Raw genomic sequence first — 13,722 nt, forward strand, 5'->3', positions numbered from 1 at the left:
CTCGGTACGCCTCCATAGCTCAGCGGATTAGAGCAGTGGGTTTCTACCCCATGTGTCGCGGGTTCGAGTCCTGCTGGGGGCACGTATGGACATCACGTTAGCCACGTTTGAGCACGCCCCGGCAGCAGCGCTGCGCGGGGTGCGCTTTGCTAACGCCTGGGCGCCGTCGGAAAGCTATGCGTCCTCGCGCCGCGGGGTGCTCACCGGCCAGTACCCGCAGCGCGGCGCCACCACCCGCATCACGGATGTGTTCGCGGAAGCCGGCTTCGAGGTGCGGGAAGACGCGCGCCACAGCGAGTCCGCGCGCGTGTTCCGGCTCCTAGAGCAGCCAGACCCAGCCGCGCTCGAGACCCTGTCCGGCGTCGTCGCGGTGTGCTCGCTGTTGGGCGAGCCGGCCCCGATGTCCGTGTGGTGGCCAGGGGTGGCCGAGGAAGGCACCTCGCGTGAGCTCGTCTCCCCCATGGATATCGCGCCGACGCTGGCGGCCATCGCGGGGCTCGACGTGCGGCCGAACGCCCGGCTTTCCTTCGACGGTCTCAACCTGGTGCCGGTGCTGCGCTACGGCGCGTCCGGGCACGCGGCCCTGTTCTTCGATTACGGCGTGCGCATGCAGGACGCCGCACTCATTCACGGCACTGCAACGCCTGCCGACGCCCTCCCCCGCCTCCAAGACGAATGGCGCACGTGGAAGGACTTCATGGAGCTAGGGCCGCTGCAGTAGCGTTTAGGCCACTGGGATAACGACCCAGAGGATCAGATACAGCAGAATGCCGGAAAAGCCCAGCAGGGTGGCAACCACGAAAAGGATGCGCACCAAGGTGGGGTCAAGGTCGTAGGTCTCCGCGATTCCGCCGCAGACACCTCCGATCATCGTGTCAGTAGTGGAACGGGTCAGTCGCTGGTTGTTCATGTTGTCTCCTTTCACCACCTATTATTCAGAACCCTGGCGGCGAAAGCATCAGTGTTTACCCCTATGTTTCCCCGAGTTTCTTTCCACTCGTGCTCTACGCTGGGTGGAAACCTCCCTATGACAGAAAGGACGCCTGACACCATGGCTCACTCCCCCGGGCTGCCCGCCCCCACCCGCACCTCCTACGCGCTGCTTACCGGCGCCAGCCAGGGCATCGGCGCCGCAATGGCCCGCGACTTGGCTGCGCGTGGCTACAACGTCATCCTCGTCGCCCGCCGGCAGGAGGTACTCGAGTCCATCGTCGCCGAGCTGCGCGCGCAGCACGAGGTGGATGCCATCGCGCTGGCCGCGGACCTGTCCGAGACTGCCGACGTCTCCCGGGTCATCGAATTCATGTCCACCAAGGAGATCTCCATCATCGTCAACTCCGCCGGAATCGCTAGCTTCGGCGCCTTCATGGACCAAGACTGGGACTACGAGACCCGCCAGTTCGACCTCAATGCGAAGGCCGTGCACCGGCTGACCCGCGCGGCACTAGAGCAGATGCTGACGCGCCGCAGCGGCGCCATCTGCAACGTTGGTTCTGCCGCGGGCAACGTGTCGATTCCGAACAACGCCACCTACGTCTTCACCAAGGCGGGCGTCAACGCGTTCACGGAGGCCCTGCACTACGAGCTCAAGGGCTCCGGCGTGACCTGCACGCTGCTTGCTCCCGGCCCGGTGCGCGATGCCGTCATCCCGGAAGAAGAGCAGTCCATCGTGGATAAGGTGGTACCGGACTTCCTGTGGACCACCTACGAGTCCTGCTCTCAAGAGACCCTCGAGGCCATGGCCCGCAACCAGCGCCGCGTGGTTCCCGGACCCCTGTCCAAGGCAATGAACACCCTGGGCAAGATTGTGCCCACCCCCATCGCCGCGCCGCTGATCGGAAGCTTCTACTCCAAGATGGCCTAGCTATTGCTCGCGGGCGACGGCCTTCTGCGCGGCCTCCTGGCGCGCGAGCTTGCGCTCCACCCAAAACTCGGCGTTCTGGATGCCCAGCGCCTCCGGGTCGAACTGCGGGTCCTTGCCGGCCTTCTTCTGCTCGCTGTAGTCCTTGAGGCACTTGAGCGCCGGGACCTGGAGGAAAAGGATGGCGATGATGTTAAGCCACGCGGTAGCGCCCACGCCGATATCGCCCAGCGCCCAGGCAGCACCCGGAGTGGTCGTCGCGCCAATGACGACGGAGGCCACCAAGAGGATGCGCAAAAGCCACACCAGCGCGCGGCGCGCGGCCTTGTTCTTGATCCAGCGGTTGAAGTAGGTCAGGTTGACCTCCGCCATGTAGTAGTACGCCAGCACCGTGGTGAAGGCGAAGAACGCGATGGCGATAGCAATGAAGCTCGGGCCGAAACCGGCCAACAGGGTGTCGAGGCCGTGCTGGACAAAGCCGGGGCCGACCGCGACGCCGTCGGGAAGCGCGCCTGCGTAGCGCACGGCACCGTCCTCGGACTCGCCTTCAAAGACCTTGTACATGTCGGTGGAGATAATGATGAACGCGGTAGCGGAGCACACGAAGAGGGTGTCCACATACACCGCAAACGCCTGCACAAAGCCCTGCTTGGCCGGGTGGGACACCTCCGCAGCCGCCGCGGACTGCGGGCCGGTACCCTGACCGGCCTCGTTGGAGTAGATGCCGCGCTTGACACCCCACATGATGGCAGAGCCCAGCAGTCCGGAGAACGCCTGCTCCGCGCCGAACGCGGACTTAAAGATCATGCCGAAGACCTCCGGAATCTGGCTGAAGTTCACGCAGAGGATGATGATGGCGAACAGGATGTACGCGCCTGCCATAAACGGCACAACCAGGGAGGCAAAGTTGGCAATGCGCTTCACGCCGCCGACAATGATGATGGCCAGCACGCCCGCCAGGACGACGGCAGACCACCCCACGCTGATACCCCACGCGTTGTCCACCGCCGCAGCCACACCGTTGGCCTGGATACCGGGGAGGAAGTAACTCGTGGCCAGAATCATAGCGATGGCAAAGACGATGCCGTAGACCAGCATGAAGGGGCCGGCCTTGGTGTGCTTATAGGCCTTCTCGATGTAGTAGGCCGGGCCACCGCGGTACTCGCCGGTGTCCTGGTCCTTCTCCTTGTACACCTGCGCTAAGGTACATTCCACAAACGACGTGGCGGACCCCAAAAGGGCCACCGCCCACATCCAGAACACCGCGCCCGGGCCGCCGAACGCGATGGCGGTGGCCACACCAGAAATGTTGCCCACGCCCACGCGGCCGGCCAGGGAAATCATCAGGGACTGGAAGGAGGACACGCCAGCGTCCGAACTTTCGCCGTCCTTGATTTGCTTGATCATGTCCGGGATGCACCGGACCTGCAGGAACTTGGTCACGAGGGTGAAGTAGACGCCGGCGGCCAGGCAGAGGAAGACCAGCGCTGGTGACCAAATTATGGAGTTAAGTGTGTCGAGAAAGCCTGACATGGGTGGGTGACCATCCTTCTTTGAATGTGAGTGCCGTCACTATGCGGACTGAATCAATTGTGGCGCATCTCAACCCGGTTATGTGACGGTAATCCCAATCAATCTTCCACACGCGGACGCCGCGCTTGCCGACGCCTCCCCAAACCACCAGCTCACACCAGATCTCCGCAGCCAAATCTTTTCTTCCTAAAATTGGTCGTACAAAAGATTCGGCGTCGTTCGCGCACCCCCTCGCCTACCCCCGGCCACCGCGGCGTCCGGTGAGAACTGCAGGGAAACTATGGTGGAGTGCATGAGTGAAATTCCCGCCAAGAACGACCGCCTTGTCTGGATCGACCTGGAGATGACAGGCCTCGAGCCCGACCGACATGTCATCGTCGAGGTCGCCGCAGTGGTCACCGACGCCGAGCTCAACATCCTCGATGAAGGACTCGATCTCGTTGTCCACGCCTCTGAGGAGCAGCTCGGGGAGATGGATGACTTCGTCACCGCCATGCACGCGAAGTCCGGCCTGGACAAAGAAATCCGCCAGTCTTCGACCACCATTGAGGAAGCGGAGGACGCAGTACTTAAGCTCCTGCAGAAGCACTGCGACCCAAATCATCCCGCCCCCCTTGCCGGTAACTCCATCGCCACCGACCGCACGTTTATCCGCGCCTACATGCCCCGCCTGGATGCCGCACTGCACTACCGCATGATTGACGTCTCCACCATCAAGGAGCTGGCGCGCCGCTGGCACCCGCGCGCATACTTCAACCAACCCGACAAGGGCATGGCGCACCGCGCGCTGCAAGACATCATCGAGTCCATCCGGGAGCTCGATTTCTACCGCCGCAGCGTATTCCGCACCGACAACGGTCCCACCTCCAAAGAAGCAGAGGAGCTCAAGTCCACCACTACCGCCGACTACCAGGCGTTTTTGTAATTCCCAGCGCGTGAGTTAACCTGTATCTCGTTGCTTTTCAAGGCAACAATGGTGGCTGTAGTTCAGCTGGTAGAGCACCAGGTTGTGATCCTGGGTGTCGCGGGTTCGAGTCCCGTCAGCCACCCCAAAGTCACGCACACGCCGCGCAGCTTGGACATGTTCCAGCCGCGCGGCGTGTGCTTTTTGCTGCTCCGGTTGCGGGGGTGTCTCACCCTGCTTTAGTCTCTGTGGTCACGGGGGTATTAGAAACCTACTTCCACTACCGCAACTCGGGGATGACGCTAGTGGAGAAAGCATCCAGCTCACCCGAGAAACTCCGCGCGCTCGGCGCCGACGCCAGTGATGCCGCCGAGCTTGCCCGCCTGCACCGCATCTACTTCGGCCCCACTCGCTTCACCGGAAAACAACGCAAAGCCCGCACCGCCGCCCAAAACAACGCCCACGGGCTGAGCATCCTCACCCTGATTGAGTCCTACGCCTCTCGGGTAAAGAAAGAACTCGACGCCTGGAACCTCCGCGCACGCCTGGCCGCCACACCAGCCCACAAAATCCGCGAAGTCGCCGTAAAACGCCTCAAAGAACTTAAAGAGAAACACGAACACAAACCCGGGGTACGGTTCACCTACCGCAAGCAAGGCCCCAACTCCGTCACCATCACCGACACACCCACCGTCATCGCCGATATCCGCGGCACCCTCGAATCCGTCAACCCCACCAACCTGCTTGATGCCGCGAAAACCGTCATCCTGGGTGGTAACACCGGTACTAGGCCTGCCGTGCACGCCCAGGTCGTCGTCACCCTTAACGAACTCGACCAAATTGTCAACGGAGACGGCGACGAGATTGAGTTGCAACTCACCAATGGGGCGCGCATGACCGGGGCGGAATTCCTCACCCACAAGTTTGCAGAGATTGGCTACGCCACCATTACCCACCCAGTAGAAGGACCCATCAACTCCTACCGAGTTGAACGCCACGCAAACTGGAAACAACGCCTCACCCTGTGCGCCGAAACCCAAACCTGTTCCAGACCAGGCTGTAACAAGCCGGCTGACTACTGCCAGGTCCACCACATCATCCCCTGGCAAGCAGGCGGGCTTACCAACATCAAGAACCTGACCTTCCTGTGCGCCTATCACAACGGCATCAACGACGACGACCCCAACCAAACCCACAGGAAGAGGCTACGTATTCAGAATGCCCGGCGGCATCGGATACATCCCACCCTGGGGAGCACCAATCACCGCCACACCCGAATACCAACAAGCCCTCGCCAGACTAACCGCAGAACAACCACCAGGCGCAGGCTAAGCGCCTGCGCAGAGCCACAACGAAACCCGCCAACCACACCAGGTTGACGGGGAATTCGGTGATCGCGCTACACTGCGGCAATGATTGATTTCTCAGCCTCTGCCGAGGTGGTAGCCCCGCAGCTGCTCGGCGCGGTGCTTAGCCACAACGGGGTGTCAGTGCGGCTTACTGAGGTCGAGGCCTACCTCGGAGAGCGCGACGCCGCCTCCCATACCTTTTCCGGGCGCACCCCGCGCAACGCGGCCATGTTCGGCCCTCCCGGGCATCTCTACGTCTATGCCTCCTACGGCATCCACCGGAACGGCAACATCGTCTGCGCGCCCGAAGGAACCGGTCAGGGTTGCTTGCTGCGCGCGGGCGAGGTGATCGACGGCGTCGACAAGGCCTACGCCCGCCGCGGTGAGACCGACTTCCACAACCTCGCCCGCGGGCCGGGCAACCTGGGACAGGCGTTGGGATTTACGCTGGCGGACAACGGCAGCCCCATTCAGCTCATCGAGCGCCAGACAGAGCCCCGCTGGGTCCAAGGCCCGCGGATTGGCATCTCGAAGAACGCCCAGGCCCCTCTCCGGTTCTGGATCCCCTTCGACAAATCCGTCTCCCGGCGCCGCGGCCTTCCCGCCTAAGCAAATCCTTACTGGTTAGCCGTGGCGTTGCCCGCAGACCAGGTGGCCCAGTCCATGTTCCAATCGCCCAAGCCATCCAGCGGGTTGAGCGTCTCGCCACCAGTGTTGGACACCTTGACCACGTCGCCGCGCTTGACGGTGTTCTGGAACCACTCAGCCACCTCAGGCATGACGTTGATGCAGCCGTGGGACTGGTTGTAGCTGCCCAGCGCGCCCGCCGCCCACGGCGCCGAGTGAACGTAAATGCCGGAGTAGGACATCTGGGTGGCCCAGTTGACGTTGGTCCGGTAGCCGCCGGCTGCTAGCGACAGGCCGAAGGTCGTGGAGTCCATCGTCAGGGTGGGGTACTCATCGCCGATCACGTAGGTGCCGTTCGGGGTATCCCACTTGCCGTCGGTGCCCATGGACACCGGCACGCGGCGCAGCACCTCGCCGTTCTTAAACACCGACATCATCTTGGTGTTGTTATCAATCAGCGCAATGACGCGCTCACCAACCGTGAAGTTCGTCGAGGCGTCCTCGCCGCCGTAGGCTCCGCCGCCCAGGTCGCGCCCGTACAGGTCCACGTCGACGCTAACCTTGGTTCCCGGCTGCCAGAAGTCCTTCGGGCGCCAGCGCACCTCCTGGTTGTTGACCCAGTAGAACGCGCCCTCCACGGCCGGCTCCGTCTTCACCGTGATGGCTTCTTCGGCCGCTTTGCGGTCGGTGACGTAGTTGCCAAAACGCACGCCAATCACCTGGCCCACGCCTACCTCGGAGCCCGGCAGCGGGGACAGCGCGACATCCGACACGGCAGCGGCCTGCGGCGTCGAGAAGGTCATGGTCTTGTGAACGCCGTCTTTGTCAGTGGCGTCGATGGTGTAGGTGTGGTTGTAGCCCAACTCCTCGGCCGTGGTCCACGTCTTTTCGTCGTCGGATAGCTTTTCCTGCACCACGGTGCCGACCTCGTTCGTCATCGTGACGTCCTTGAGGCCCGCGGTGGAGGTCACCTTGATGGGCTCGGAGGGGTCGACGTCCTTGGCGCCGTCCTTCACGGAGAACTTCAGTTCTTCGGCCTTCTTGGCCTTTTCAGCCGCCGCGCTTGCCGACGCACTCGCCTCCACCGACGCGTCGGGCTGGGCACCTCCTTCCTGCCCCTCGGAAGCACCAATGGTGCACGCGGTGGTCATAGAAGTCAGCAGGGCCAGCAGAGAGAGAGTTACTGCGGGACGTGCAGAAGGGAAAAAGGATTGCACACAAACCCCTAGTTAGAGTTGAACGAAGGTTGTCAAGACAGTGCTCTAAGACTAGCCCGCGCAACACCATCGAAACCAGTTGACACCACCAACATCGCAGGCTTTAACCGATTCGTTATCGCCGGCGGCACGGACACCCCACCAACCCTTCGCCCAAATACCCCGAAAACGCGCATTCACCAGGCGATTTTACCTTTTTCCACACAGGGTGTTAAAGTTACTTCTCGTTGCACGGCAGGCGCTGAGAAAATCAGCAGCTAGTACGACAACGAATGCGCCATTAGCTCAATTGGCAGAGCAACTGACTCTTAATCAGTGGGTTCGGGGTTCAAGTCCCTGATGGCGCACAATATCACCCCTCACCTGTCAAGGTGAGGGGTTTCGTCGATCCTAACCCAGGATTTCGAGTTGCTGCGTCTTCGGACGCCACCACGCGGCCTGCGGCGCCGAGAACTCCTTGTGCCGGAAGGTGGAAATGTCGTCGAGGGCCCGCATGTAGTCGGGCATCATGGCCCGCGGCAACCGCAGCCCCATCGTCAGGTGCGGCGTCCATCGCGGACCCCTCCCCTCCGGGTTGGCGGCACTTATCCGGCGCGCAGCGGTTTCCAGCTCATCTGTGGTTTCTAGGAGCCACGCCACGGTCTGCTTACTCTTGGTACCAAAGACCACCGTGCCCACACGGCGAAAGGTCGCGGGCAGAAGCGGCGGCAGCAGCTCGCGGGCAAGGTCGACTACTTTCACGTCGAGCGCCGGCGCAAACGTCACCGTAATATGCGGGCGCTGGTGCTGCACCGGAAAACCGCGCTCCGCCAGGGCAGCATAGACCTCCCGGATGGTCTCTTCATCCTCCGGCGTGAGGTACAGCAGGAGGTTCTCGGGCGATTGTCGGCTCACATGGCCCGAGTCTAACTAACCTCGCGCAGCGCCACGACAGGCTGACCGCGGTGGTCCAGCACGTCCGCCTCCACGCCGTAGACCTCACGCAGGAGTTCCTCCGTGAGCACCTCCCCCGGCGTGCCGTGCGCGCGGACGCTGCCGCCGTGGAGCACGACGAGCTGGTCACACATGCGTGCAGCCAGGTTGATGTCATGTATAGCCACCAGCGCGAGGCTGCCTTCCTCCCGCGCCTTTGCCCGCACGCGGCCCAAGACAAAGAGCTGGCGGTGCAGGTCGAGGGCGGAGGTGGGTTCGTCGAGAAGCATGAGCCCAGGGGTGCCCACCAGCATCTGCGCCACGGCGACGAGCTGGCGCTGGCCGCCGGAGAGCTCGTTGAGATAGCGCTGCGCAATCTCGTCGAGCCCCATGGAGTGCAGGACCTCGGCGGTGCGCGCGACCGGGTCGTCGCACGCTTCCCGACGCGCCGCAATGAGCACCGTCTCAAACGCCCGCAGCGCCGCGGTGTGCGGCAGGCCCTGCGGCACGTAGCCGACGAGCTGACGGCGCCGCTGTCCACGCGGGGCCTGGCCGTCGACGCGGAAATCCACCGCCCCACCCCGCGCGCGGTGCACGCCGGCCAGCGTCTTGATGGTGGTGGTCTTGCCGGACGCGTTCGGCCCCAGCAGCCCCACCACCTGCCCGCCGCGCAGGGTGGGAAGGCTCAGCCCGTCCACCACCGTGTGCGAGCCATAGCCGGCAGACAGTTCGGAGATGGTGAGTTCTACGTCCACAATGCCCTCCTCCGGGTCATGACGATGGCGATGAAGAACGGCACGCCCAGCAGCGAGGTGACGATGCCGATGGGGATGACCAGCCCCGGCTTAATCACGAGGCTGAGAGCGTGGGCGGCGCACATCACCGCCGCGCCCGCAGCCATGGAGGCAGGCACGAAGTAGCGCTGATCCTCGCCCACCAGCATGCGCGCGATGTGCGGGCCGACGAGGCCGATGAAGCCGATGATGCCGGCGAAAGCCACGGTGGTGGCCGCGACGAGCGAGACCACGACGAGCACGATGACCCGCAGGCGGGAGGTGTTGATGCCGAGGGCGGTGGCGCGGGCGTCGCCAAGCCGCAGCGCCGTCAGCCGCCACGACAGCGCTCCCAGGATGGGCAGCGCCACCACGAGCACCCCCGCTAATACGGCGTTGGCCTGCCAGCTGGCGCGGGTGAGTGAGCCCATGGACCAGAAGACGATTTGCTGGAGCGCCTCGCTGGAGGAGCGGTACTGGATGAGTGCGAGCATGGCCTGGAAGAAGAAGACGAGGCCGATGCCGAGCAGCACCATCGTTTCGGACTTCGCACCGCGGATGACGGCGGCGACGACGATGATGGCCGTGGCTACCGCAGCGGACAGCCACGCGATAAGCGCGAGGTTAAACTGCGGCTGGGCCAGAAGCTGCCAGCGCAGCACGATGGCACTGGCCCCGCCGAAGGCCGCAGCGGCGGAGATGCCGAGGGTAAAGGGCTCTGCCAGGGGGTTATCCAGGATGGTCTGCATCTGCGCGCCGGCGAGCGACAGGCTGGCCCCGATGAGCAGCGCCATGACGGCCATGGGCAGGCGCAGGCTCCACAGGACGGTACGCGTTTGCTTGTCGACGCCCCCTGGGTCCACCATCCCCCGCAGCACCTCGGCCGGGGTGAGGTTGATGGCGCCGACGATGACGCTGACGACGAAGGCGGCGAGTGCGACGAGGATAAGGCCGGCAACGATGGCAATGCGGCGGCGGGTTACGCGGGAATGCTCGCGGGCAAGCGCCGCGGCGGCGGCCACGGGATCGGTGGTGCTCTCAGCGCGAACCGGGCGTGCGGTGGTCGTAGAAATGCTCATAACTAGTTGGTGCTAAAGAAGGTTCCGTCGCCGGGGACGGGCGAGTACTTCTCTTGGGCATCGGCCCACTCTTGCTGGACGTCGATGTCTGCGTAGTCCTCCGGGTGGAGCCACGCGGCGATCTGGAGGAGTGCCAGGTAGTTGAAGGGCGAGTTGTAGAACTGGTGCCACAGGCCGTGGAGGTTGTGTTCCTTGACGGCGGTGAGGTCCTCGAAGCCGGGCTGGACGCTGGCCAGCGTGGCGGCGCTGTCGTGAGCGTCCTTGTCGCTGATGCCGTAGCCGGCGGCCGCGAAGCCAGTGTGTCCCTTCGAGCTATCGACCTTGGCGGACCAGTCGCCGCCGGTGGCGATGATCATGTCGGGATCAGCGTCGATGACCTTTTCCGGGGTCAGGGCCCCGGATTCGCCGTCGATGATGCCGTCGGCCAGGTTCGAGCCGCCGGCGACGTTGACCAGCTCGGAGATGTTGGAGTCGTTCCACGAGCCGCAGCAGTCGGAGACTCCCGCGGCGCGCCACACGAAGGCGGTGGGCTTGTCGTGCGCCTTCTGGGCGCGCTCGCTCACCAGGTCCACAGTCTTCTGCCAGTCGGCGATGAACTCGTCGGCGCGCTCTTCGTGGCCGAAGATATCGGCGAAGATTTCCATGGTGGGGGCGGTGCTCTCCAGCGGCTTGGCGCGGAAGTCCGTGACGGCGTAGTCGAGACCGGCCTGGTCCAGCTTGTCGGTGAGCCCGGCAGTCTGGGAGGCCTCGTACTGGTCCATGGAGAGCACGATGAGGTCCGGGTCGAGGCTAATCAGCTCCTCCACGCTGACGTCGCCCTTGGTGAAGCCGCCGATTTCAGGCAGCTCGTTGACCTTGGGAACGGACTTTTCCAGCTCGCGGTAGTAGTCCGGGACGGTTTGCTTGAGGTCCGAGCCGATAGCCACGACCTTGTCCAGCGGGTCTTCCTTGTTGAGGACGCCGGTGGCGAAGACACTGCGCCCCTCGCCCAGGATGACGCGCTCGGGTGCGTGGTCCAGCTCCACCTGGCGGCCGGCCAGGTCTGTGAAGCTCACGGCACCTTCGGTACCCGTGGCCGCATCGTCACCGGCGTCGGCACCGTCGTTGCTGGAGGCGCAGCTTGCCAGCGCGGCGGCCAGTGCCGCCACCATGACGCTCGCCCCTACTACTCGCCCGGCACGCGGCCCGGGTGTCAACACGTGAAGCACGAATTCTCCTTCAGACTTTCGTTTGATGTTCTGTTCGGAGGTTCATCCTACACAATCAGGTAAGGCTACCCAAAGTCTCTATAGGCTAGGCAATAATTCTCCAGATGACCCAAGACACAAAAAGAACCCTGCCCTGGGACAAGTCCCCAGGCAGGGTGGTGCGTGCGCGGCGTCGTGCCGGCGCGCGGTGTCCTAGCGGCGCTCAGCCAGCAGGCGCTGCAGCTCCTTGATGTCGGACTTGCGGCGCTTGGAGCGGAAGACGGAGAAGGCGATGAGGCCCACCACGGCAGCGCCCACGCCGGCGAGCGCCATCTGCACGTTGCGGTCCTGCAGCTTATCGGTGGCGGCACCTTTGGCGTCGTCCACGAAGTTCTGCGGCTTGCTACGGTCAGCCAGCTCATCCAGGGTGCTAGCCAGCTGGCGGCGGGTGCGCTCGATGTCGCGCTGGATGTCATCAATGTTGCGTGCCACGTATATCTCCTGAGATTTTTGACTTCGTTTTTGCTCTAACGCCGACATTCTACATTGACCTTCACCTTCACCGCATGTCCACCCGTGCGAAGGCGACCTACCGTGTCCGGAGCACACGGTAGGGTGGGGAGCATGACTGAAGCACAACGACTTTCCGTGGGAGATTCCGCACCGTCCTTTTCCTTGAGCGACGATGCCGGCAACACCGTAAGCCTGAGCGACTACGCCGGCCAGCGCGTCGTGGTCTACTTCTACCCGCGCGCCAATACCCCTGGCTGCACGAAGGAGGCGTGCGACTTCCGCGATAGCCTGGAGCAGCTCAACGGCATGGACATCGCCGTGGTGGGCATCTCTCCGGATAAGCCGGAGGCCCTGGCGAAATTCCGCGCGGACCACGAGTTGAACTTCCCGCTGCTGTCGGACCCCGACAAGGAAGTCATGACGGCCTACGGCGCCTTTGGTGAGAAGAAGAATTACGGCAAGGTGGTCCAGGGCGTTATCCGCTCCACGTTCCTCGTGGAGGCCGATGGCACGATTGGCCAGGCCATGTACAACGTCAAGGCCACCGGCCACGTGGCCCGCGTGCTCAAAGCTCTCGACAAGTAAGAATGACCGTGGCGGTGGCGTAGTCGCCGTCGTGGCTGATTGATAGCGCGGTGGAATACTCCCCCAGCGAGCGCTCAGCACCGCGCGCTATGTCCCCGCGCAGCGTGAGGGCCACGCGCCCCCACCCATCGGGCTGGACTTCGATCTCTGCCCAGTCGACGTCCTCCTCGCCCACCACCGGCGCGCTGCCATACAGCGCCTGCGACCAAGCTTTGATGAAGGCCTCTTTGGCCGCCCAGCGCCCGGCTAGGTGCCGCGCTCGGGCCTGACCGTCTAATCCGCGAGCCTGGGCCACGCGCAGCTCGGAGGCGCTAAAGACCTGCTCAAAGCGCGTGCCTGGGGTGGCCAGCTGCTGGGCAAAGGACGGAATGTGCACTAGGTCGGTGCCCACGCTTATGCCACTCATGGGGCCTAATCCTACCGCCGCCTACCGCGCCAGCTCCTGCTTGAGCTCCTCCAGCTCGTCGCCGCCTGCCATCCACTGGGTCAGCTCTGGCAGGGTGACGTCCTCCTTGGCGGCGTCGACAGTCGCCTCGCCCACCGTCAGCACCACGAAGTGGTCCCCCACCAGGTACGCGTGCTGCGGGTTGTGCGTAATGAACACCACGCCCATCCCGCGCTCGCGGGCGGCGTCGATAAAGCGCAGCACCATGCCGGACTGCTTCACGCCGAGGGCGGCGGTGGGCTCGTCCAGGATGATGTAGCGCGCCCCGAAGTAGATGGCGCGCGCGATGGCGACCACCTGGCGCTGGCCGCCGGAGAGGGCGGAGAGTTCTACGGAGACGTCGCCAAGCACAATGCCCATGCTGGACAATTGCTCGTGCGTAATCTTCTTCATCTCCTCCTCCCGCAGGCGGCCCAAGGCGCCGGTGAGCTCCTGACCTAAGAAGAAGTTGCGCCACACCGACAGCGACGGCACCAGCGCCAAGTCCTGGTAAACGGTGGCAATGCCGGCATCCAGGGAGTCGCGCGGGCTAGCAAAGTGCACCTCTTCCCCATCGACGGTAATGGTGCCACCCGTGGGCGGGGTCAGCCCCGCAAGAATCTTGATCAGCGTGGACTTGCCCGCGCCGTTATCCCCCAGCACGCAGGTGACAGTGCCCTCACGCACGCTGAGGTTGATGCCGCGCAGGGCCTGGAAGTTGCCGAAGGTCTGGGTAATCTCGTGCAGCTCAATCATGC

General features: G+C 63.8%; 16 protein-coding genes and 3 tRNA genes. 9 read left to right on the top strand and 10 right to left on the bottom strand.

Annotated features, from left to right (window positions below):
• The first annotated feature begins 8 nt into the window (after positions 1-8).
• Together ACLI1P_RS10475 and ACLI1P_RS10480 are read left to right on the top strand one after the other, a co-directional pair.
• Positions 9-82, top strand: a tRNA-Arg gene (locus tag ACLI1P_RS10475).
• 3 nt (positions 83-85) lie between these two features.
• Entirely contained in the window at positions 86-721 is a 636-nt protein-coding gene (locus tag ACLI1P_RS10480; RefSeq protein WP_408930943.1) for a hypothetical protein, read from the top strand.
• A gap of 3 nt (positions 722-724) precedes the next feature.
• Here the strand turns inward: ACLI1P_RS10480 and ACLI1P_RS10485 are convergent, their stop codons facing one another.
• Positions 725-910 carry a PspC domain-containing protein gene (locus ACLI1P_RS10485; protein WP_408930944.1) on the bottom strand — a complete coding sequence of 62 codons (186 nt, stop codon included), beginning with the start codon at positions 908-910 and terminating at the stop codon, positions 725-727.
• Between the two features lie 141 nt (positions 911-1,051).
• Here ACLI1P_RS10485 and cmrA point away from each other — a divergent pair, with 141 nt between their 5' ends.
• Positions 1,052-1,864: a mycolate reductase gene (gene cmrA, locus ACLI1P_RS10490; RefSeq protein WP_408930945.1), complete on the top strand. Its 813-nt coding sequence runs from the start codon at positions 1,052-1,054 to the stop codon at positions 1,862-1,864.
• Here the strand turns inward: cmrA and ACLI1P_RS10495 are convergent, their stop codons facing one another.
• On the bottom strand, positions 1,865-3,394 hold the full coding sequence (locus ACLI1P_RS10495) for an alanine/glycine:cation symporter family protein (protein ID WP_408930946.1): 1,530 nt from the start codon (positions 3,392-3,394) through the stop codon (positions 1,865-1,867). It lies immediately after the preceding gene.
• A 292-nt stretch (positions 3,395-3,686) separates the two neighbouring features.
• On the opposite strand from ACLI1P_RS10495, the gene orn reads away from it, so the two are divergent.
• The 4 genes from orn (at position 3,687) to ACLI1P_RS10515 (ending at position 6,256) form a co-directional block, all read left to right on the top strand.
• Positions 3,687-4,319, top strand: coding sequence for an oligoribonuclease (gene orn, locus ACLI1P_RS10500; RefSeq protein ID WP_408930947.1), 633 nt, complete (start codon positions 3,687-3,689; stop codon positions 4,317-4,319).
• Between the two features lie 51 nt (positions 4,320-4,370).
• Positions 4,371-4,446: transfer RNA gene (locus ACLI1P_RS10505), tRNA-His, on the top strand.
• A gap of 157 nt (positions 4,447-4,603) precedes the next feature.
• Complete coding sequence (locus ACLI1P_RS10510; protein ID WP_411708826.1) at positions 4,604-5,677, top strand: HNH endonuclease signature motif containing protein; 1,074 nt, start codon at positions 4,604-4,606, stop codon at positions 5,675-5,677.
• Between the two features lie 33 nt (positions 5,678-5,710).
• Entirely contained in the window at positions 5,711-6,256 is a 546-nt protein-coding gene (locus ACLI1P_RS10515) for a DNA-3-methyladenine glycosylase (protein WP_408930949.1), read from the top strand.
• Between the two features lie 8 nt (positions 6,257-6,264).
• On the opposite strand, the gene ACLI1P_RS10520 is transcribed toward ACLI1P_RS10515, so the two are convergent.
• Complete coding sequence (locus ACLI1P_RS10520; protein WP_411708827.1) at positions 6,265-7,425, bottom strand: L,D-transpeptidase; 1,161 nt, start codon at positions 7,423-7,425, stop codon at positions 6,265-6,267.
• A gap of 340 nt (positions 7,426-7,765) precedes the next feature.
• On the opposite strand from ACLI1P_RS10520, the gene ACLI1P_RS10525 reads away from it, so the two are divergent.
• Positions 7,766-7,838 (top strand) — tRNA-Lys (locus ACLI1P_RS10525).
• 43 nt (positions 7,839-7,881) lie between these two features.
• Here ACLI1P_RS10525 and ACLI1P_RS10530 read toward each other — a convergent pair.
• The 5 genes from ACLI1P_RS10530 to ACLI1P_RS10550 all read right to left on the bottom strand — a co-directional run bounded on the left by ACLI1P_RS10530 (position 7,882) and on the right by ACLI1P_RS10550 (position 11,934).
• A complete protein-coding gene (locus ACLI1P_RS10530) occupies positions 7,882-8,385 on the bottom strand; it encodes a 2'-5' RNA ligase family protein (protein WP_408930951.1) in 504 nt (167 codons plus the stop codon).
• A gap of 11 nt (positions 8,386-8,396) precedes the next feature.
• Positions 8,397-9,158 carry an ABC transporter ATP-binding protein gene (locus ACLI1P_RS10535; RefSeq protein ID WP_296133013.1) on the bottom strand — a complete coding sequence of 254 codons (762 nt, stop codon included), beginning with the start codon at positions 9,156-9,158 and terminating at the stop codon, positions 8,397-8,399.
• On the bottom strand, positions 9,149-10,255 hold the full coding sequence (locus tag ACLI1P_RS10540) for a FecCD family ABC transporter permease (RefSeq protein ID WP_296133014.1): 1,107 nt from the start codon (positions 10,253-10,255) through the stop codon (positions 9,149-9,151). Before ACLI1P_RS10540 ends, ACLI1P_RS10535 begins: the two co-directional genes overlap by 10 nt.
• A gap of 2 nt (positions 10,256-10,257) precedes the next feature.
• Positions 10,258-11,406 (bottom strand): ABC transporter substrate-binding protein, encoded by a 1,149-nt coding sequence (locus ACLI1P_RS10545; protein WP_296133042.1) that lies wholly within the window; start codon positions 11,404-11,406, stop codon positions 10,258-10,260.
• A gap of 249 nt (positions 11,407-11,655) precedes the next feature.
• Positions 11,656-11,934 carry a DUF3618 domain-containing protein gene (locus tag ACLI1P_RS10550; RefSeq protein WP_296133015.1) on the bottom strand — a complete coding sequence of 93 codons (279 nt, stop codon included), beginning with the start codon at positions 11,932-11,934 and terminating at the stop codon, positions 11,656-11,658.
• A gap of 132 nt (positions 11,935-12,066) precedes the next feature.
• Between ACLI1P_RS10550 and bcp the strand changes: the two genes are divergently transcribed.
• Positions 12,067-12,540 (top strand): thioredoxin-dependent thiol peroxidase, encoded by a 474-nt coding sequence (bcp, locus tag ACLI1P_RS10555; RefSeq protein WP_296133016.1) that lies wholly within the window; start codon positions 12,067-12,069, stop codon positions 12,538-12,540.
• Here the strand turns inward: bcp and ACLI1P_RS10560 are convergent.
• Together ACLI1P_RS10560 and ACLI1P_RS10565 are read right to left on the bottom strand one after the other, a co-directional pair.
• Entirely contained in the window at positions 12,521-12,946 is a 426-nt protein-coding gene (locus ACLI1P_RS10560; RefSeq protein WP_408930953.1) for a holo-ACP synthase, read from the bottom strand. The two genes, bcp and ACLI1P_RS10560, sit on opposite strands and share 20 nt — an antisense overlap.
• A gap of 21 nt (positions 12,947-12,967) precedes the next feature.
• Positions 12,968-13,720, bottom strand: coding sequence for an ATP-binding cassette domain-containing protein (locus ACLI1P_RS10565; protein WP_306508004.1), 753 nt, complete (start codon positions 13,718-13,720; stop codon positions 12,968-12,970).
• Positions 13,721-13,722: the final 2 nt, after the last annotated feature.

Origin of the sequence: Corynebacterium tardum (assembly GCF_046717785.1) — a bacterium.
GTDB lineage: Bacteria > Actinomycetota > Actinomycetes > Mycobacteriales > Mycobacteriaceae > Corynebacterium.